This is a genomic window from Allokutzneria albata, from assembly GCF_900103775.1.
GTDB classification, from domain to species: domain Bacteria; phylum Actinomycetota; class Actinomycetes; order Mycobacteriales; family Pseudonocardiaceae; genus Allokutzneria; species Allokutzneria albata.
Genome location: NZ_LT629701.1, coordinates 8,306,107 through 8,325,276, shown reverse-complemented (window position 1 = coordinate 8,325,276; position 19,170 = coordinate 8,306,107). Strand labels below are relative to the sequence as shown.

At 70.5% G+C, this 19,170-nt stretch carries 20 protein-coding genes; 8 read left to right on the top strand and 12 right to left on the bottom strand.

The annotated features are described in order from the left end of the window. Positions 1 to 229: 229 nt before the first annotated feature. Both BLT28_RS38260 and BLT28_RS38255 read right to left on the bottom strand, forming a co-directional pair. Positions 230 to 538: an AzlD domain-containing protein gene (locus tag BLT28_RS38260; protein ID WP_030430143.1), complete on the bottom strand. Its 309-nt coding sequence runs from the start codon at positions 536 to 538 to the stop codon at positions 230 to 232. Beyond that, positions 535 to 1,188, bottom strand: coding sequence for an AzlC family ABC transporter permease (locus tag BLT28_RS38255; protein WP_322788481.1), 654 nt, complete (start codon positions 1,186 to 1,188; stop codon positions 535 to 537). The genes BLT28_RS38260 and BLT28_RS38255 overlap by 4 nt, the downstream gene beginning before the upstream one ends. A 104-nt stretch (positions 1,189 to 1,292) precedes the next feature. Between BLT28_RS38255 and BLT28_RS38250 the strand changes: the two genes are divergently transcribed. Continuing rightward, a complete protein-coding gene (locus BLT28_RS38250; protein ID WP_030430145.1) occupies positions 1,293 to 1,850 on the top strand; it encodes a helix-turn-helix domain-containing protein in 558 nt (185 codons plus the stop codon). Here BLT28_RS38250 and BLT28_RS38245 read toward each other — a convergent pair. Next, positions 1,847 to 4,474, bottom strand: coding sequence for a M48 family metalloprotease (locus tag BLT28_RS38245; RefSeq protein WP_030430146.1), 2,628 nt, complete (start codon positions 4,472 to 4,474; stop codon positions 1,847 to 1,849). The genes BLT28_RS38250 and BLT28_RS38245 overlap by 4 nt on opposite strands. A 6-nt stretch (positions 4,475 to 4,480) precedes the next feature. Further along, positions 4,481 to 4,819: a hypothetical protein gene (locus BLT28_RS38240; RefSeq protein WP_030430147.1), complete on the bottom strand. Its 339-nt coding sequence runs from the start codon at positions 4,817 to 4,819 to the stop codon at positions 4,481 to 4,483. Positions 4,820 to 4,928: 109 nt separating this feature from the next. On the opposite strand from BLT28_RS38240, the gene BLT28_RS38235 reads away from it, so the two are divergent. Continuing rightward, on the top strand, positions 4,929 to 5,501 hold the full coding sequence (locus BLT28_RS38235) for a cadmium resistance transporter (RefSeq protein WP_030430148.1): 573 nt from the start codon (positions 4,929 to 4,931) through the stop codon (positions 5,499 to 5,501). A 56-nt stretch (positions 5,502 to 5,557) separates the two neighbouring features. Here the strand turns inward: BLT28_RS38235 and pdxS are convergent, their stop codons facing one another. Next, on the bottom strand, positions 5,558 to 6,475 hold the full coding sequence (gene pdxS / locus BLT28_RS38230; protein WP_030430149.1) for a pyridoxal 5'-phosphate synthase lyase subunit PdxS: 918 nt from the start codon (positions 6,473 to 6,475) through the stop codon (positions 5,558 to 5,560). Positions 6,476 to 6,737: 262 nt separating this feature from the next. On the opposite strand from pdxS, the gene BLT28_RS38225 reads away from it, so the two are divergent. Beyond that, entirely contained in the window at positions 6,738 to 8,867 is a 2,130-nt protein-coding gene (locus BLT28_RS38225; RefSeq protein WP_030430150.1) for an elongation factor G-like protein EF-G2, read from the top strand. Between the two features lie 35 nt (positions 8,868 to 8,902). On the opposite strand, the gene BLT28_RS38220 is transcribed toward BLT28_RS38225, so the two are convergent. Together BLT28_RS38220 and pgsA are read right to left on the bottom strand one after the other, a co-directional pair. Next, complete coding sequence (locus tag BLT28_RS38220) at positions 8,903 to 9,655, bottom strand: NUDIX hydrolase (RefSeq protein ID WP_063766587.1); 753 nt, start codon at positions 9,653 to 9,655, stop codon at positions 8,903 to 8,905. Then, complete coding sequence (gene pgsA, locus BLT28_RS38215) at positions 9,655 to 10,254, bottom strand: phosphatidylinositol phosphate synthase (RefSeq protein WP_030430152.1); 600 nt, start codon at positions 10,252 to 10,254, stop codon at positions 9,655 to 9,657. Before pgsA ends, BLT28_RS38220 begins: the two co-directional genes overlap by 1 nt. 135 nt (positions 10,255 to 10,389) lie before the next feature. Between pgsA and BLT28_RS42335 the strand changes: the two genes are divergently transcribed. The 3 genes from BLT28_RS42335 (at position 10,390) to BLT28_RS41135 (ending at position 11,255) form a co-directional block, all read left to right on the top strand. Continuing rightward, on the top strand, positions 10,390 to 10,557 hold the full coding sequence (locus tag BLT28_RS42335) for a hypothetical protein (RefSeq protein ID WP_231950554.1): 168 nt from the start codon (positions 10,390 to 10,392) through the stop codon (positions 10,555 to 10,557). A gap of 79 nt (positions 10,558 to 10,636) precedes the next feature. Beyond that, positions 10,637 to 10,876, top strand: a complete 240-nt coding sequence (locus BLT28_RS42330; protein WP_030430153.1) for a DUF1731 domain-containing protein — start codon at positions 10,637 to 10,639, stop codon at positions 10,874 to 10,876. 91 nt (positions 10,877 to 10,967) lie between these two features. Next, entirely contained in the window at positions 10,968 to 11,255 is a 288-nt protein-coding gene (locus BLT28_RS41135; RefSeq protein ID WP_030430154.1) for an RICIN domain-containing protein, read from the top strand. On the opposite strand, the gene BLT28_RS38200 is transcribed toward BLT28_RS41135, so the two are convergent. From BLT28_RS38200 to BLT28_RS38190, 3 genes are read right to left on the bottom strand one after another with little or no spacing between them, the layout of a single operon-like run. Next, on the bottom strand, positions 11,252 to 11,824 hold the full coding sequence (locus BLT28_RS38200; protein WP_231950553.1) for an HIT family protein: 573 nt from the start codon (positions 11,822 to 11,824) through the stop codon (positions 11,252 to 11,254). The two genes, BLT28_RS41135 and BLT28_RS38200, sit on opposite strands and share 4 nt — an antisense overlap. A 15-nt stretch (positions 11,825 to 11,839) precedes the next feature. After that, positions 11,840 to 13,864 (bottom strand): threonine--tRNA ligase, encoded by a 2,025-nt coding sequence (gene thrS, locus BLT28_RS38195; protein WP_030430156.1) that lies wholly within the window; start codon positions 13,862 to 13,864, stop codon positions 11,840 to 11,842. A 39-nt stretch (positions 13,865 to 13,903) separates the two neighbouring features. Continuing rightward, entirely contained in the window at positions 13,904 to 14,473 is a 570-nt protein-coding gene (locus BLT28_RS38190) for a GNAT family N-acetyltransferase (protein ID WP_030430157.1), read from the bottom strand. Between the two features lie 162 nt (positions 14,474 to 14,635). Between BLT28_RS38190 and BLT28_RS38185 the strand changes: the two genes are divergently transcribed. Beyond that, complete coding sequence (locus BLT28_RS38185) at positions 14,636 to 14,923, top strand: DUF6355 family natural product biosynthesis protein (protein ID WP_030430158.1); 288 nt, start codon at positions 14,636 to 14,638, stop codon at positions 14,921 to 14,923. A 49-nt stretch (positions 14,924 to 14,972) separates the two neighbouring features. Here the strand turns inward: BLT28_RS38185 and BLT28_RS38180 are convergent, their stop codons facing one another. After that, positions 14,973 to 16,589, bottom strand: coding sequence for an alpha/beta hydrolase (locus BLT28_RS38180; protein ID WP_030430159.1), 1,617 nt, complete (start codon positions 16,587 to 16,589; stop codon positions 14,973 to 14,975). On the opposite strand from BLT28_RS38180, the gene BLT28_RS42965 reads away from it, so the two are divergent. Further along, positions 16,590 to 17,093, top strand: a complete 504-nt coding sequence (locus BLT28_RS42965) for a peptidase inhibitor family I36 protein (protein WP_030430160.1) — start codon at positions 16,590 to 16,592, stop codon at positions 17,091 to 17,093. Positions 17,094 to 17,438: 345 nt separating this feature from the next. Here BLT28_RS42965 and BLT28_RS38170 read toward each other — a convergent pair whose 3' ends face one another. Further along, positions 17,439 to 19,163: an ABC transporter ATP-binding protein gene (locus BLT28_RS38170; RefSeq protein ID WP_197683936.1), complete on the bottom strand. Its 1,725-nt coding sequence runs from the start codon at positions 19,161 to 19,163 to the stop codon at positions 17,439 to 17,441. Positions 19,164 to 19,170: the final 7 nt, after the last annotated feature.

Below are 19,170 nucleotides of genomic sequence, written 5' to 3'. Positions count from 1 at the left end.
TAGCCGTCATTCGACTCGATGTCGTCGAGCTCGGGCTTTATGGACGAACTCACGGAAGAAGCCTCCACAGGCGTCGTTCTCTAGGCGTCGCCTGGCCTCGACACCGGCGACACAGTGATGTGGAAAGTAACCACACGTCAGCCGGGAGGGTACGGCACCCCCTCAAAAAGAGGAAACATGGACAAAATTACGAATTGATTCACCACGCTCAGTAATAATCATGCCTTTCTTAAGTAATACCGACGAGGCGCAGGCCAGCAGTGGTCAACGCGGCTCCGATGACCACGAAGACGAACGGCAGCCTGGCCACCGCGAGTAGCGCACCGGCCCCCACACCTAGGGCACGCGCCCACCCCGCGAAACCTTCGCCGTCGACCAAAGCATTGGTGGCGTACAACGCGGCGAGGAGCGCGATAGCGGACAAAGCGAACAGCCTGCGCACGTGCTCGGGCACCGCGACCCGCTCCCGCAGCAGCACGCCACCGAGCCGGACCGCGTAGGTGCCCGCGGCCAGCACGAGCACGGTCGTCAGCGTCATCGGGCACGCTCCAGCTTCTTCGGCAGCGGCAGGGCGAAGACCACGCCGAGCAGCGCGATCAGCACGGGGATCCCCGCGGGCAGCAGCGGCGTCGTCACGACGGCGAGCACGGCGCCGACCACCGCCACCCGCAGGGGCCCGGGCTCGCGCAGCTGGGGCAGGAGCAACGCGAACAGCGCGGCGGGGAAGGCCGCGTCCAGGCCGAAGGTGTCCGGGTCCCCCATCGCCTCGCCGAGGTAGGCGCCGACCAGCACGGCCGGGTTCCAGGCGCAGAACAGCGCGATCCCGCAGAGCCAGTAGGCGGCGCGGGCGCGCTGGGGGTCGCGCTGCGCCATCGCGAAGGCCACGGACTCGTCGATCATGATGTGCGCGCCGAGCAGCTGCGCCGCCCGGTTGCGGCCGAGCAGGTCCCCGACCACCAGGCCGAACGGCAGGTGCCGCAGGTTGAGCAGGAGGGCGGCCACGACCGCCGCGACCGGGGTGCCGCCCGCGGCCAGCACGCCGATCACCATGAACTGCGAGCCTCCGGCGAAGACCAGCAGCGACATCACGCAGGCCAGCCACACCGGGACTCCGGCCGCGACGGCGAGCGCCCCGAAGGACGCGCCCACCACGGCAACGGCTGCGGCCAGGGCGGCTACGTCACGCACCAGACCGCGGTCTATTGTTCGCCATATCGAACGCATCGCCTGTCATGGTGAACACTCGATCGAGTGTTCGTCAAGGCGAACAACTGGACCGCTGGAGCGAACACGTGGCCGATCCCGCCTCGCCACTGGAGACCATCGCGGCCGCCCTGCGCCGGGAACGCGAGCGCGTCGGCGTCTCGCTGACCGAGCTGGCCAAGCGCGCGGGCATCGCCAAGTCGACGCTGTCGCAACTGGAGTCCGGCAGCGGGAACCCGAGCGTGGAGACGCTGTGGGCGCTCGGCGTCGCGCTGGGCGTGCCGTTCAGCCGGCTCGTCGACCCGCCGACGCCCCGCGTCCGCGTGGTGCGCGCGGGCGAGGGGCCGGTGATGCGCTCCGAGCAGGCGCAGTACACCGGAACCCTGCTCTCGGCGTGCCCGCCCGGCGCACGCCGGGACATCTACGTGCTGACCCTGGAGCCGGGCTCGGTCCGCAACGCCGACCCGCACATCCCCGGCTCGGTCGAGCACTTCGTCGTCAGCAAGGGCTCGGTCCGCACCGGCCCGGTGGACAACGTGGTGGAGCTGTCCGCCGGTGACTACGCGTCCTTCCCCGGCGACGTGCCCCACCTCTACGAGGCCCTGGAGCCCGGCACCGTCGCCGTCCTGGTCATGGAGCACATCTAGCGCCGGACCAACGGCTGGCCGAACGTCAGGAGGAGTTCGGTCGCGTTGTGCAGGCGCGCCCGGGAGACCTCCAGCCGGTCGGATCGAGTGTCGGCACCCGTCATGGCGTCCCGGCAGATCGCGCCCGCGGCCAGGTACTCCTCCAGCGCCGTCGCCCACAGTCGCGAGCTGGTCCCGCCCGGTGGCACAGGGAACCTGCTTGCCTGCTCACTCGCGGTGACGAGCGCGGAGCAGGCTTGCAGGAAAGCCTTGGAATCCGCGCGCCGCAACGATTCGCGGTACTCCTCGGAGTGCCGCATCAGCGCGAGCACGTGTCCGGCTCCGCCTCCGGTAGCCCACGTCCGCAGAGCCTGCTCGCGCTCGGCGAGCGGCGCGCCGCGCTCGGCCGCGGTCACCTCCTCGATCGGCCCCGGCCCGTCGGTCGGCCGGTAGAGGGCCAGCAGGACGACCACGGCCCCGGCCACCGCCGCGACGGTCAGGCGACCACCGGAACCGGCCACCGAACCGCCACGAGCGAGAAAACGGCCGAGCAGCAAGGCAATCGGCACCGCGACCGCTCCGACCACCACGACCAGGCCGAGACCGATGGCGGGCACGGAAGGCGACACCGGCTGCGGACAACGACCGGAAAACACGACCAGCGAAGGAAAACAGCCCTCGATCGAACGGATCACCCACAGCACCAGCACTGCCGACAACCCCGTCACGGCAGCACCGAACAGGGCCGTGACCGCCCGCATGCCCCGTGCTGTCAACACGACGACGACCACGAACTGCGAGAGAACCAGGGCGCTGTTCTCCCACAGGATCAACACCCATCGAAAGCCGTCGGACACCCGCAGAGAGTCGGAGACGCTGACACCCGCCGCACCGCGAAGAACGAGTTCGACGACGAGCCAGAGCGCCGCTCCGGCCAGCCCGACCCACATCGCTGGGCGCAGTGGCTCGTTTCGCCTCAGCAGCAACGGAATCGCCCAGCCCAGCACCAGCGGGACCGTCACCAGCGGCGCGCCCATGAACAGGTGCAGGAACGGTGCGCCCAGGACGGAGTTGAGGGCGTCGTCCAGCACCGTCCAGCGCGCGCTGTCGACCAGCCGCTCCGAGGCAACGCCCAGCGGCCCCAAGGTGTCGACCAGCGTGCCACCGGTGATCGACGGCGTGCTCATCCAGCTCAAACCGCTGGCGCAGAAGGAAAAGACGGTTCCGGTCACCGCAACCCACGCGATCACCCGGGCGCGCGGTCGGTCCAGCTCACGAATCAGGTCGGCGCAGTGCGCCACCCACCACATCAGCGCCGCCAGCACCAGCACGAGAGCGAGGAGCACAGCCGACTCCAACAGCGTCAGCCCCGGAAGCTCGCTGAACACTCCGACGTACTGGCCCGCCCACAGTCCCGCGGTGATGCCGAGCGGGGTCAGCACCAGAACACTCGGCGACCCACCTCCGGCCCGGAAGGCGGCGAACCTGGCGCCCGCGAACAGCAGGACCGCAGCCATCCCCGCTCCCCACACGGTTCCCAGCAGCCCCAATGCGAACGAACCGCTCTGCCCGACGTTCGTCAGCGCGAGAACGACGGTGCGCCACGCGACCTGGATCGCAACGCCCGCCGCCGCCGCTTCCCAGAAACCGGGTCGCAGCAAGCGAATCGGCTCGGCGACCGCACTGACCCGCTTGCCAGGAAGGGGATGCTTGCCGACCAGGCCGCCCCACCACCGCTTCGAACCCCGGACGGTGGCCAGCACCGCGCCCGGTTCGGCCCGCCCGAGCCAGCTCGCGACGCGGTCGTCGGCGTGGTACTCCCGCGACCGCAGCACCGCGTTGCGGGACAACAAGACCACCAGCACCAGGGCGAGGACCTGAACGAGAACGAAGCTGATCTCGAGCAGGTATCCGCCGGCCCACAACGGAAGCGGTGACGTGAACGGAGAAGGGCTGGTCAACCACGGGTCGAGGACCGCGGCGAGGAACGGCACCAGACCCACGACGAGGAACGACCGCCACACCGCGATCGTGAGGTAGGTGACCGGCACGTCGTTGTTGCGCAGGTGCGCCAGCTCGTGCAGCACCACGACGCGGAAGTACGCCGGGTCCCAGCGGAATCTCGTCACCAGCCCGGCGTCGAGGCACACGTAGGGCCGCCGCCGCGTGCCGAACGCGACACCGCCGCAGTTCGGGTTGACCGGATCGACCAGGAAGACCGGCGCCCGCCGCAGACCTGCGCGCTCGACCAGCTCGTCCAGCTCGGCCGCCAGCTCCGGCGGGAGGTCCGGCCGCGCCAGGCCGAAGCGGCGGATTCGCCAGCGGGGCAAGGAGAAGTAGACCAGCGCGGCCAGCCCGCCGAGCCCGAGCAGACCACCGGCAAGCCACGGCAGGCGCAGCGGCAGGTACTGGGCCATGCACTCCCGGAACCGCCGGGCGTCCGCGTCGATCCGGTCCACCTGGAAGGGACTGAGGTCCTGGCCGTCGATGTAGAGCCCCGACGACACCTGGCAGCGGATCTGCGCGCTGTGGTTGAACAACATGCCCGGCGGCATCACCAGGAGGTACACCAGCACGGTGACGCCGACCGCCAACGCGATCAGCAAGGCGAAGCGGACAGTGGTGCCCGCGGGCGGCCTGCGCACGGCCGCTCAGTCGTTCCCGCTCAGGCCGACGAGCACCGCGTCGACCAGCAGCTCCACCTGGTTGGGCGTCAGCCCCAACTCCGCAGCGCGCCGCGACGCGACGGCCCGCACGTCGGAATCGCACCCGTGCACGGCCTCCGCGACCGCCAGAGCGACCGGGGACAGCAGGGCGACCTTCTTGTCCACCCCGGCCCCGAGCACCTCGTCTGAGCGCGTCCGGCCCGCCAGAGCGCGCCTCGGATTCCGGAAGTACGCCGCACAGGCCGCGGCGAAGAACGGCAGTTCCTCAGGCGCGCGGGCCGCGACCACATTCCGCGCCAGCGTCGTCACGAACCCCTCGTCCACGGCAGCTCCCCGGTCGGATGATCAATCCTGACCGCGGGACACGCGCCTGTCGTTCGGCCGAACGGCCTCCGCTCCGGGGTGGACGCCTGGGTGCTCGTAGGGTCCTGCCGTGGATCTGGGGTTCCTGGCGCAGGCCGCGGGCATGTTCGCGGCGACCAACATCGACGACATGGTGATCCTGGCGGTCTTCTTCGGCCAGGCTCGCGGTGACCGCGCCGCCGCGCTGCGGGTCGTGCTCGGCCAGACGGTGGGCTTCGGAGCGCTGCTCGCTGTCTCGGTGCTCGGCGCGCTCGGTGCCGGGCTGCTGCCCCAGGCGGTCATCCCGTACCTGGGCCTGCTGCCGCTGGCGCTCGGCCTGCGCGCCGCGTGGCAGCTCCGGCGCGAGGACGCAGACGAACCGGAGCCGGCCAAAGCTGCCGGCGTTCTCCAGGTGGCCGCGGTGACCTTCGCCAACGGCGGCGACAACATCGGTGTCTACGTGCCGGTCTTCACCGCGGCCGGGATCGGCGGGATGCTCGGCTACACGGCGGTGTTCCTCGTCGGGCTGGCGGTGTGGTGCGCGGCGGGCTGGTTCCTGGCGAGCCGTCCGCCGGTCGCCAGGCTGCTGTCCCGCTGGGGGCACCTGCTGCTGCCCGCGGTGCTGATCGCGATCGGCGTGGTGATCCTCGTCGAAGGTCTCTGAGACGCGACCGCGCCCCGGTGCTCGACGGCACCGGGGCGCGGGGAGGAAGGCGCGGACTACCAGCCGCGGGTGGCCAGGCGCTGGGTCTCCGACAGCTCCGAGACGTTGATGCCCACGATGGCCTCACCGAGGTTGCGGGAGACCTTGGCGATCACGTCGGGGTCGTCGTGGAAGGTGGTGGCCTTCACGATCGCCTCGGCGCGCTTGGCGGGCTCGCCGGACTTGAAGATGCCCGAACCCACGAACACGCCCTCGGCGCCGAGCTGCATCATCATCGCGGCGTCGGCCGGGGTGGCGATGCCGCCGGCGGTGAACAGCACGACGGGCAGCTTGCCCGCCTGCGCCACCTCCTTGACCAGCTCGTACGGCGCGCGCAGCTCCTTGGCCGCGGCGAAGAGCTCGGCCTCGTCGAGGACGGTGAGGCGGCGGATGTCGGCGCGGATCTGGCGCATGTGCCTGGTCGCCTCGACCACGTTGCCGGTGCCCGCCTCGCCCTTGGAGCGGATCATCGCCGCGCCCTCGGCGATGCGGCGCAGCGCCTCGCCCAGGTTGGTGGCGCCGCAGACGAAGGGCACGGTGAACGGCCACTTGTCGATGTGGTTGTCCTCGTCGGCCGGGGTCAGCACCTCGGACTCGTCGATGTAGTCCACGCCGAGCGACTGCAGCACCTGGGCCTCGACGAAGTGGCCGATCCTGGCCTTGGCCATGACCGGGATCGAGACGGCGTTGATGATGCCCTCGATCATGTCGGGGTCGCTCATCCTGGCGACGCCGCCCTGCACGCGGATGTCGGCGGGCACGCGCTCCAGCGCCATGACGGCGACGGCGCCGGCGTCCTCGGCGATCTTGGCCTGCTCCGGTGTGACCACGTCCATGATCACACCGCCCTTGAGCATCTCGGCCATGCCGCGCTTGACCCGGGCGGTGCCGGTCACCTGGTCCGCCTCAGCGCGGGGGGTCTCACTGGAGGTCACGGTTGGCCCTTTCAACTACTCACTCGCCCCCGCGAGGTGGGTCCCCGAGACTCGCAGGGTCGAGCCGTCGTCTCGGTGATGGTGGCTCGCGGCGGATGACCCATCCATCCTACGTCCGCCCTTACCCCATTTCGGTGCCCGAGGGCGTGGACCGTCACACACCGCGCTCGTCCGGGCGGGCGGTCCCCGTCCGGCACGGTTGTCAGCACCACGACAAGGGTGTGAGATCGGCCACATCGACAATTCGGGGAGGCCGAGTGCGATGGGAACCAAGAACACCGAGAACGGGACCACCGGGGGCGCGGTCGCTGTGCCCGACCCCGCCCGCATCCGCAACGTAGCCCTCGTCGGGCCGTCCGGGGCGGGAAAGACGACGCTGTGCGAGGCGCTGCTCGCGACGGCGGGGGTGATCACCCGGACGGGGTCGGTCACCGAGGGCACCACCGTCTGCGACCACGATCCCGCCGCCGTGCGCCAGCAGCGCTCGGTGGCGCTGTCCGTCGCCCCGTTCTTCGTGGACGACGTCAAGATCAACCTGATCGACACCCCCGGGTACGCCGACTTCGTCGGTGAGCTGCGCGCCGGGCTGCGGGCGGCCGACGCCGCGCTGTTCGTGGTGTGCGCCGCCGAGGGCATCGACACGAGCACGATCGCCCTCTGGCAGGAGTGCGCCGCGGTGGGCATGCCGAGGGCTGTCGTGGTCTCGCGCCTGGACCACCCCCGCGCGGGGGTCGAAGCGGAGATCGCCGCCTGCCGGGCCGCCTTCGGCGCGGGCGTCCTTCCGCTGTACCTGCCGGTGACCGGCTCCGACGGCGCCGTGACCGGGCTGGTCGGACTGATCTCCGGCAAGCTCTACGACTACTCCGGCGGACGGGTCCCGGTCACCGACATCCCCGGTGACGGCGACGCGGACCGGATCGAACAGGCCCGCGCGGAGCTGATCGAGGGGATCATCGCCGAGAGCGAGGACGAGTCCCTGATGGACCGCTACCTCGCGGGCGAGGAGATCGACCAGGCCACGCTGATCACCGACCTGGAGAAGGCGGTGGCGCGCGGCTCGTTCCACCCCGTGCTGCCGGTGTGCGCGGCGACCGGCGTCGGCCTCACCGAGCTGATGCAGGCGATACCCAGGGGTTTCCCCTCCCCGTTGGAGCACCGCCCCCCGCGTGTGACCAACCCCGACGGCACCGGCGAGCAGGCGCTCGCGGTCGATCCGGACGGTCCGCTGGCCGCCGAGGTCGTGCGCACCGCCGTGGACTCCTACGTCGGCCGAGTCTCCCTGGTGCGCGTGTTCTCCGGGACGCTGCGCCCGGAACGGCCGGTGCACGTCTCCGGGCACGGGCTGGCCGACCGCGGTCACGAGGACCACGACGCCGACGAGCGGGTGGCGCACATCTACTCGCCGCTCGGGTCGAGCCTGCGCGAGGTGCCGTACTGCGTCGCCGGTGACCTGTGCGCGCTGACGAAGCTCTCCTCGGCGGAGACCGGCGACACGATCTCCGACCCGTCCCGGCCGCTGCTGATGAAGCCGTGGGAGATGCCGGAGCCGCTGCTGCCGATCGCGGTCACCGCGCACAGCCGCAGCGACGAGGACGCGTTGTCCCGCAACCTCGCCAAGCTCGCGGCGGGTGATCCGAACCTCCGCCTGGAACGCAACGCCGAGACGCACCAGCTGGTCCTGTGGTGCATGGGCGAGGCGCACGCCGACGTGGTGCTGCAACGGCTGCGCGCGGGCGGGGCGGAGATCGACACCGAGGCCGTGCGGGTGCCGCTGCGCGAGACCTTCGCGCGCCAGGCCAAGGGACACGGCAGGCACGTCAAGCAGTCCGGAGGGCACGGGCAGTACGCGGTGTGCGATCTCGTCGTGGAACCGCTGCCGAGGGGCGCGGGCTTCGAGTTCGTCGACCGGATCGTCGGCGGGGCGATCCCGCACCAGTTCATCCCGAGCGTGGAGAAGGGCGTGCGCGCCCAGCTCGACAAGGGCCTGCACAGCGGCTATCCGCTGGTGGACGTGCGCGTGACGCTGGTCGACGGCAAGGCGCACAGCGTCGACTCCTCCGACGCCGCGTTCCAGACCGCGGGCGCGCTGGCGCTCAAGGAAGCCGCCGCGCAGGGCCGGATCACGCTGCTCGAACCGCTGGACGAGGTCGAGGTGCGGGTCCCCGACGAGCACCTGGGCACCGTCCTCGGCGATCTGTCAGCGCGCCGCGGCCGCGTGCTGGGCACCGAGCCCGGTGACGAGGACCACCCCGGCACCACGGTCGTGCGCGCGGAGGTGCCGGAGACCGAACTGCTCCGCTACGCGATCGAACTCCGTTCGCTGACCTCGGGAACCGCCGGCTTCACCCGCCGCTTCAGCCACTACGACCCGCTGCCCGAGCAACGCAGATAGTCCACCGAGATCCGCTTGCGGGATCGAGCGTGTCTCTAGTGGACTGTCCTGAGCGGTCCGCCACGCAAGGCGTCGGGCAGCAGTTCGCGCAGCTGGGCCGGGTAGACGCGGTCCCGCGTCGCGGCGAGTTCCCGCGCGCTCCACCAGCGGTGGTGCTCGATCGTGTCCACCTCCAGCTCGGTGAAGCCGGAGGTGTCGACCTCCCACGGCTTTCCCCAGCGCAGCACGAAGAACAGCTCGACGCTGTCCACGGGCAGGCCGCCGAAGGTGAACTGCTCCCGCCGCCGCCACACCGGTCCGGCCAGCTCGGCTGCGGGCACCACCAGCCCGGTCTCCTCGACCAGCTCCCTGGCGGCCGCGGCGCGCGGGTCCTCCCCCGGGTCGATACCGCCGCCGATGGTGAACCAGAACGGCTTGTCCGGGGTCTCGGGCGCGTGACCGCGGAACAGCAGCACGCGGTCGTCGGCGTCGACCAGCAGGACGCGCGCGGAGTGCCGAGGCTCGAAGACCACGTCGGGGTCGACCACGTCCGGCAGGTCGAACCCCGGCGGCAGCACCGCGCGCAGTTCCCGCTCGCACTCGGCCAGCCGCCGCCACAGCTCCGGCGAGATCCTGGTCCGGTCGACGCACGTGAGCAGGAAGCCCATCTCGTTCTGCGCCGCAGCCCCGCCCGTGACCGCCTCGTCGACCGCCTTCGCGAAGGTGGGCGCGAAGTCCTCTTCGACCGCGCCCGGCGTGGCCAGCACTTCCCGCGCCAGCTCGATGCGGCGCGCGAGGGCGGCCTCCATCACCGCGCCGACCGGTGGACCGCGACGATCCGCTGCACGACGGTGATCACCGCGAGGACCGCGAGCACCCACAGGGCGATCTCCGCGGCGCGCGGCACGCCGAGCCCGTGCAGGCCGGTTCCGACGAGGGCGATGATCAGCCGCTCCGCGCGCTCCACCAGCCCGCCGTCCGCGGACAGCCCGGTGGCCTCGGCGCGCGCCTTCACGTACGAGATCACCTGCGCCGACACCAGGCACACCAGTCCGGCCGCGGCCGCGGAGGAGTTGTGCTCGACCGCGAAGGCCCACCACGCGATCGCCCCGAACACCGCGCCGTCGGCGATCCGGTCGCAGGTGGCGTCGAGCACGGCGCCGAACGGCGTGCCCCCGCCGATCGCGCGGGCCATGGCCCCGTCGATGAGGTCGAAGAACGCGCAGAGCGTGACCACCACGGTCCCGACGAACAGCTCGCCCCTGGGGAAGAACCACAGCGCGGCGACGGAGGTGCCGACCGTGCCCGCGAGGGTGACCAGGTTCGGGGTGAGGCCGCACCGGATCAGCCACGCGCCGATCGGGTCGGTGACACGCGAGACCGTCTCGCGGGCGAAGAGGTTGAGCATGTCGGGGCTGCGCACCTGCCGGTTCGTTTCGGAGTGGGCCCCGAGGAGCGTAACCGCCGGAGTGTGCGGTCAGCGTTTTGAGCGATCGCTCAAAAGGGGCGTGCGCTCGGTCCCGAGCACGAGGAGGGATCGGCCATGAAGATCGTCTTACCCGGCGGCACCGGGCACATCGGCACGTTCCTCACGCGGGAGCTGACCGTGCTGGGACACCGGGTGGTGGTCCTGGGCGGGAGCGCCGGAGTGCGCTGGGACGGCCGCACCTCGGCCCCCGGGCCGCGGAGATCGACGGCTGCGACGCCGTGATCAACCTCGCCGGGCGGAGCGTGAGCTGCCGCTACACCCGGGAGAACCTCCGGCAGATGATGGACTCGGGCGCGGGCTGATGGCCGAACTGGGCGCGCTCGTCATCCGGTCCGACACCGAGCTGCTGATGAAGAGCCGCCGGGTGACACCGGGCCGCCTGCTCGAAGCCGGGTTCTCCTTCGACTTCCCCCACTGGGCCGGCGCCGCGCACGAGCTGGTGCGCCGGGTCGACCAGCCGCCGGTTGGTTCTCCCGCCGGACTGCGCGAACAGCTTTCCGGTGCCCGCTCCCGCACCTCGAGCCCTTGGGGGGAACCATGATCGCTCGCACCCGCGCGGCCGCCGTACTCGCCGGAGCCACCGCGCTGATCGCCTGGCGACGCCCGGTGCGTCCGCCTCGGACACCACCTGGGTGCGGCAGCTGAAGAACGTCGCCACCGGCAGGTGCCTCGCCATCCCGGGCGGTGAGCTCCGCGACGGCACGCAGGCCGCGCAGCAGGACTGCGACAGCGCCAAGCCCGAGCAGAACTGGCGGCCGGCGGTGAACTTCGTCGGCTCGAAGACCTACACGACGGTCCACAACATCGCGACGCGGAAGTGCCTGGCCATCCCCGGTGGCAGACCGGCCGACCCCACCCCGGTCCTCCGGCACACCTGCCCCCCGGCGTGGCTGGACCAGAACTGGACGCTCGCGGGCTAGGCCTCGTCCCAGGCCCCGGCGAGCAGGTCCCGGGTCTCACCGAGCAACTGGGGCAGCACCTTGGTGTGCGCCACCACGGGCATGAAGTTGGCGTCGCCGCCCCACCTCGGCACCACGTGCTGGTGCAGGTGGGCGGCGATGCCCGCCCCGGCGACCGTGCCCTGGTTCATCCCGATGTTGAACCCGTGCGGTGCCGCCGCACTGCGCACCACCCGCATCGCGCGCTGGGTGAACTCCGCGAACTCCACCGTCTCCTCCGGGGTGAGGTCGGTGTAGTCGGGGATGTGCCGGTACGGCAGCACCATCAGGTGCCCGGGGTTGTACGGGTAGAGGTTGAGCACGGCGTAGACCAGCGTTCCCCGCGCGATGATCAGCCCGTCGGAGTCGTCGAGGTCGGGCACCCGGCAGAACGGGCACACCTCCCGATCGGCCTCGCTGGGCTTGTTCTCACCGCGGATGTAGGACATCCGGTGCGGGGTCCACAGCCGTTGCAGGGCGTCCGGAATGCCGATCCCGTCCTGTTCGGACAGTTCGGGACCGCTGCCGCTGGCGCCGAACACCGCACTCACCTCCCGATGCTCGCGTCAGCCGACGACCGCGGCGAAGGTCTCCGCGCTGGGCGAGGTGTTCTCCCTGCGGGTGATCCAGTCGGTGACCGCGCGGACCGCGCGCTCGGTGGAGACGCCGTTGATCTGGCTGCCGTCGCGGAAGCGGAAGGAGACCGAGCCGCCCTCCACGTCCTTGCCGCCCGCGAGCAGCATGAACGGCACCTTCTGCGTGGTGTGGGTGCGGATCTTCTTCTGCATCCGCCCGTCCGACGCGTCCACCTCGACGCGAACCCCGTTGCCGCGCAACGCGTCCGCGACCGCCTCCAGGTGCGGGACGTGCTCGTCGGCGATCGGGATGCCGACCACCTGGACCGGGGACAGCCAGGCCGGGAACGCGCCCGCGTAGTGCTCGGTGAGCACGCCGAAGAAGCGCTCGATCGAGCCGAACAGCGCGCGGTGGATCATGATCGGCTGCTGGCGGGAGCCGTCCGGCGCGGTGTACTCCAGCTCGAACCGCTTGGGCTGGTTGAAGTCCAGCTGGATGGTCGACATCTGCCAGGAGCGGCCGATGGCGTCCTTGGCCTGCACGGAGATCTTCGGGCCGTAGTAGGCGGCGCCGCCCGGGTCCGGCACCAGCTCGAGGCCGGAGTCCTCGGCGGCCTGGCGCAGCGTCTCGGTCGCGTCCTCCCACTCCTGCGGGTCGCCGATGAACTTCGGCGAGTCGTCGCGGGTGGACAGCTCCAGGTAGAAGTCGCTCAGCCCGTAGTCGGCGAGCAGGTCCAGCACGAACTTGAGCAGCGAGCGCAGTTCGCCCGGCATCTGCTCCTTGGTGCAGTAGATGTGCGAGTCGTCCATCGTCAGCCCGCGCACGCGGGTGAGACCGTGCACCACACCGGACTTCTCGTACCGGTAGACCGTGCCGAACTCGAACAGCCGCAACGGCAGCTCGCGGTAGGACCGCCCGCGCGACCTGAAGATCAGGTTGTGCATGGGGCAGTTCATGGCCTTGAGGTAGTAGTCCTCGCCCTCGAACTGGATCGGCGGGAACATCGTGTCCGCGTAGTACGGCAGGTGCCCGGAGGTGTGGAACAGCCCGCCCTTGGAGATGTGCGGGGTGTTGACGAACTCGTAGCCGGACTCCTCGTGCCGCGCCCGCGAGTAGTCCTCCAGCTCGCGGCGGACGATCCCGCCCTTGGGGTGGAAGACCGCCAGGCCCGAGCCCAGCTCGTCGGGGAAGCTGAACAGGTCCAGCTCCACGCCGAGCTTGCGGTGGTCGCGCCGCTCCGCCTCGGCCAGCCGCTCCAGGTAGGCCTCCAGCGCCTCGGAGGTCTCCCACGCGGTGCCGTAGATCCGCTGCAGCTGCGGGTTCTTCTCGCTGCCCCGCCAGTACGCGGCCGCGCTGCGCATCAGCTTGAACGCGGGGATGTACTTGGTGGTCGGCACGTGCGGGCCGCGGCACAGGTCCGCCCACACCCGCTCGCCGGAGCGCGGGTCGAGGTTGTCGTAGATCGTCAGCTCACCGCCGCCGACCTCCATCACCTCGGAGGTGTCGACGTCCGACTTGATGTCGACCAGTTCGAGCTTGTACGGCTCCTCGGCCAGCTCGGCCTTGGCCTCGTCGACGGAGTCGAAGCGGCGCCGGGAGAACCGCTGCGCGCCCTTGATGATCTGCTTCATGCGCTTCTCCAGCGCGGTCAGATCCTCGGGCGTGAACGGGGTGTCCACGTCGAAGTCGTAGTAGAAGCCGTCCTTGACCGGCGGGCCGATGCCCAGCTTGGCCTTGGGGAACAGCTCCTGGACCGCCTGGGCGAGCACGTGCGCGCAGGAGTGCCGGATGACGCTGCGGCCGTCCTCTGAGTCGGCGGTGACCGGCTCGACCTCGGTGTCCACCTCGGGAGCCCAGGCCAGGTCGCGCAGCGTGCCGTCGGCGTCGCGCACCACGACGACCGCCTGCGGGCCCTTGTTGGGCGCTTCGACCTCGCGGAGGGCCTGGCCGGCGGTAGTCCCCGCCGGCACCGTCACACGCGCGGGAAGCGAGACGACCGGTTGGGGCTCGGACACAGGAACTCCTCAGGACGGGAAAGTCTGGATATCCAGATGTTATCCGCCGTCCCGGAGCCGCCGAGCCGTAGGTGCGACTGCCGCCATCACGTGCGCGTCGTGCCACTGCCCGTCCCAGAGCAGCGCGTCCCGCAGGGTGCCCTCGATCTCGAAGCCGCACTTGCGGTAGCAGGCGATGGCCCGCGGGTTGAAGTCGTAGACCTCCAGCTGCACCCGGTGCAGGCCGATCCGCTCGAACGCGTAGGCCAGCACGAGGCGGGTGGCCTCGGTGCCCATGCCCCGGCCGGTGGCGCCTTCGGTGAGCGCGATCCGGTAGCCCGCGGAGAGGTTGTCGAAGTCGATCTCGTTCAGTGCCAGCTCGCCGACGAAGCCGCCGGTCGCCCGGTCGATGACGGCGAGGTCGATGCGGTCGGTCTGCTCGGCCCTGGTCTCGCACCACCGCTGGATGACGTCGAGGGTGAACTCGCGGTGGGTACCGGTCAGCCTGCGTCCTTCGGGCTCCTTGGTGGCGGCGAAGGAGTCCTCGGCGTGCTCCGGCCCGAGCGGGACGAGCGCGACCCGCGATCCGAACAAGGTGGGTTTGTCTGCTATCGCGGCACGATCGATCACAGGTGCTGTGTAGAGCACCCGTACCCGCCCCGCCACCGATTTTCCCCTCCGTGAAGCCGAATGCGAACGCGACCGCCCTCGCTTTCACGCACGCGCGAAGCTGCTTTGCCAGGCGGGGAACACGCGGTGAAGGTCGAGCTTCGACGTCCTGAAAGGAGCCCCGTGTCCCGCTTGACCACGGCCCTCACCATCGGTGCCCTCGCCATCGGCAGCGCCTTCACCTCGATTCCGGCGAACGCCTCCCCCACTCCTCAGGAGTGCGGCGGCTACAAGAAGGGCGACGAGGTCCGGTACCGCCACTGCACCTCCGAAGGCACGAGCGTCAAGGTCCGAGCCAGGTTCCTCGTCACCGGGGTGCACATCCAGTGCGTCGGCCCGAACGAGGACGTGTACTTCGGCGATGCCGGCTTCGTGATCGAGATGCCCGCCTACACCGGGCAGCTCTGCTGAGCCCGTGACGAGGCCCCGTCGAGCGAACGCTCGGCGGGGCCTCGTGGTGTCAGGAGCCGGGCGGCGGCGGGAGCGGCACGCCGGGCATGGTCGTGTCCTGGGGCACGATGCCGTCGACCAGGTAGTCGTTGATGACCTTGTCCAGGTCGGGGTTCCCGATGGCCGGGTTCGCGGCGTAGAGGCCGTGGTCGCCCTCATCGGTGACGGTGATCATCCGGGAGCCGGCGAAGGCGTCGTGCGCGCGCCGGGCGCCCTCGATCGCCGTCGCGGGGTCGTGCACGGAATGGACGATCAGCGTCGGCGGCAGGCCCCGGCCGTCGATCCGCGGCAGCGGCAGCGGGGGCTTGCGCCAGAAGATGCACGGCTGCACCATCCACTTCCCGCCGACCAGGGTCTGCTGCCGGTCGAGGTGCTCCTGCGACTGCCGGACCACGCTGTCGCGGTCACCCGGCCACGGCCCCTCGTTGCACCGGATCGTCCAGAAGTTCGTCGGGTAGGAGTCCGGCGCCCCCGGCAGGGACGCCTTGCCCGGCATGAGGCGGGTCTCCACGTCCCTGGTCTCCAGCGCCGCCTTGACGCGCAGCGCGGCCTCGGCCTTCTCCCGGTCGGAGGTGCTCGCCTGGGTCAGTTTGCGGATGTCGACCAGCGTGGTGGCCGTGGTGTGGAACTGGCGCTTGCCGTAGATGCCCTCGGCGGCGATCGAGTCCAGGATGTTCGGCCCCACCGTGAAGCCGTTGTACCGGACCGGGCGCACGCCCAGCGCGGTCCGGACCGTCTCGTAGGTCTGCCGAGCCTCCTCACCGGTCCTGCCGAAGCCGTAGAGCTTGTCGTACTTGGCCATCCACGGCAGGAAGTCCTGCCGCCACCGGCGCTCGAAGCTGAGCGGCTGCCAGGCGAAGGCCCGCTCCCAGCTGGTGGTGAACTCCACCGGGGAGTCCAGCAGGACCCGCTTGACCCGCTTCGGGAACAGCGTCGCGTAGTGCGCGCCCATCCAGGTGCCCGCCGAGTAGCCGACCCAGCTGATCTCCTGGCGCTTGAGCAGCACCCGGAGCAGGTCGACGTCGCGCACGGTCTGGTCGGTGTTGATCAGCGGGCCGAGGTCGCCCGCGCGCTCCATGCAGGCGTCGGCCGCCTTCTTGGTGGCGTCCAGGATGACCTGGAGGTTCTTCGGGTCCCGGTCGCGCGGGTCGTATTGCTCCGGTCCGTCGAGCGCGCCGCCGCAGCTGATGCTCGTGCTCCTGCCGGTGCCGCGCGGGTCGAAGCCGACGACCTCGTGGTTGACCAGCAGCCGCTGCTGGTAGCGCAGCCGGGCGGGGTAGATGCGGCCTTCCGCCCCCGGCCCGCCCGGGTTGATCAGCACCGAGCCCGTGGCCTGCCCGGTGGCGGGGAGTCTGCTGATCGCGATCGTGAGGTCGCGGGTGTCGCTGAGCCGGTGCCAGTTCCGCGGGGTGCGGTAGATCGCGCACTCCATGTGCTCGGACCCCGGTGGAGGGGCGGAGCCCAGCTCGTCGACCGAACAGCGGTGCCAGTCGAGCGTCTGGTTCGCGTACTCCGCCGGGATTCCCGTGGAGTTCACCGGGTTCTCGGCCGCGAGCGCCGGGGTGAGCCCGGTGAGCAGTAAGGCGGCGACGGCCGGGACGGCCGCCACGCGACGGATTCTCTTCATGTGTGGAGCCCCCAAAGTCACATCGCGCTTCCGGCGCGACTCGGGGCTAGTTCAAGGGTCCCGCCGGAGCGGGGCAATTCGTTTCACAGCACAACGAACCGCGGCAGGCGGGGCGGGCGGGGCGGATCACGTCCACCTGGTGCTCTGTCGCGCAAGGGAATCGCTCGCGGCAGCGCCCTCGGGCTCGTCGGTGTCGCGATCACGGACCTGGTCGGTGTCGCGCCCGCCCCGGCGACGGAGAAGACCGAGCCCGTCTGCGTCCTCGAAAGGATCTGCTCGTGGGAGCACACCGAGTTCGACGGTGACCGGTGGGTCAACGCCGACGCGACGAAGGGCCGCCACGACATCGACGACTGGGACGACGAGACCAGCGCGGTGTACAACCACAGCCGGAAGTTCAAGGTCACTCTGCGGGCGGGCGGAGAGCTTCACCGTCCACCGCTGACACGCTGGCAGGACCGCGTTTCTGGAACTGCGTTGTTTCCGGAAACGCGGTGCTACTGAATGGCGAGGTGGCGTTCTCGCCGTTTCGGTCGCCCGAACAGTGCAGGCACCTGTCCGCCGAACCGCGACCAGGGGATCGGACCTGCGACCGCTACCGTGTCCACTGAGATCAACAAATGGCATGACCTGTGGAAATGAGACTTCAGCAGGTCACGTGACCGGCCCAGGGCTGGTGGGTCGGGGTGGACATGCCGCACCTGGTGTGCTTGTCCGAGCGCGAGCGAGAAGGCCGTCGAGAGTCGCCAGCGCGCCGCTGGCTCCTCGCCAGGAGACCGTGCACCCGCTTCGGCTCGACGCCGGTTCTCGCAAGGCGCGTCCGAACTGGTTGGGCGCACCGTTTATCGGTCATCCATGTGGTGTTCCCGGCATGGGATCGTCTCGACATGGAACAGCGGCCAGTTCACGGTAGACGGGGTTGGATCTCAGTAGTTCCGTGTGCTTCCCGACGGCTCGCACCCCGCCTTCATCGAGCAGCACGATCTGATCGGCTTTCGCGGCGACCGACACCCGGTGGGTGACGACGAGGACAACCCGGCTGAGCGCCTGGTGCGCCACCGAGTCCAGCAACGTTCGCTCGCTGACCGCGTCCAGCTGGGAGGTGGCCTCGTCCAGCAGCAGGACGTCCGCGCCGCGCAGCAGCGCCCGAGCGACCGCCAGCCGCTGCCGCTGCCCGCCCGAGATCGCCACCCCGCGTTCCCCCACCGGCGTGTCAAGGCCGCTCGGCAGCGATTTCACCCAGCTGTCCAGAGCCACGGCGCGGAGTGCTCCTCGCACATCGGCCGAGTCCGGATCCGGTACGCCGTACAACATCGCCTCGCGCACGGTTTCACCGAGCAGCGGGGCCTCTTGCTGGACGTAGGCGAGTCGCCGACGGAGCTCGTCACGATCCAGTTCGCGGACATCGACCGCGTCGAGCAGAACCCTTCCCCTGTCCACCTCGATGAACCGCTCGACGAGGCTGAGCAGGGTCGTCTTGCCGGCGCCGGAAGGCCCGACGAGCACGGTGAGGCCGCGGCCCGCCGTGAAGCTCACGTCGCGCAGCACGGGGTAGTCGGAGTAGCCGAACCACACCTTGTCGAACCGCACCTCGGTGCCCGGTCCGCTGCTCGGACCGTTCTGGGTGGCCCACTCGGTCGTGCGGACCTTGGTGGGCAGTTCTTCCGCCTCCGCGGGCAGGGACCGCAGGGTTTCGATCCGCCGAACGGCGGCCAGCCCCTGGGCGAAGTCAGTGATCGTGAAGGTCAGCGTCTCGATGGGGTCCCGCAGGAATGCCACGTAGAGCAGAAACGCGACCAGGTCACCGACGTCGAGGTCACCGGACGCCACGCGCGCGCCACCCACGGCGAGCACCGCCAGGAAGGTCACGTCGACCGAGGCAGCGGCGAGCATCCCGAGCAACGCCTCACCGCGCAGCGCCCGCCGTCCGGCTCGGAAGGCGCCCTCGACCTCGGCGCCGCCACGTTCCGACTCCGCCCGTTCGGTACCCGATGCCTTGACGGTGCGGAACGCGATCAGCGCCCGATGCAGCGTCGAGGTCATCGCGGCGACGTGTACTTGTGCCTGTTCGGTGGCGTCTCTGACCCGGTGTCCCGCGAGCGCCTCCCCGATGGTGACGATCGCGAGTACCCCGACGACCACGGCGAGCATCAATATGTCGATGGTGCCCATCAGCACGAGTGTTGCCACGACAACCACCGGCGCGGCGGCCGCGCGTACCAGGGCGTCACCCACCGTGCTCCCGAGCAGCGTGGTGTCAGTGCCGACGCGGGACAGGACGTCACCGACCGACCTGCGCTCGACCGTGCCCACGCTGCCACCCAGCACGCGCCTCACCAGGTCGCACCGCAGGTTCCTCACGATCCGCAGTGCACTGCGGCCGAGGAGGAGCGTGCAGGTGCCCGTCAAAGCCATTCCCATGACGGCGAGGACGGCGAGAACCATCAGCGGCCAGAACAGGCTGCCGCCGACCTGCAGCTCGTCGAGGACCCAGCGGAAGATCAAGGGCTGGGACAAGGCGGCCGCGTCTGCCACCAATTGGAGCACGATCATCGCGGCGAGGAACCACCGCATGCCCCGG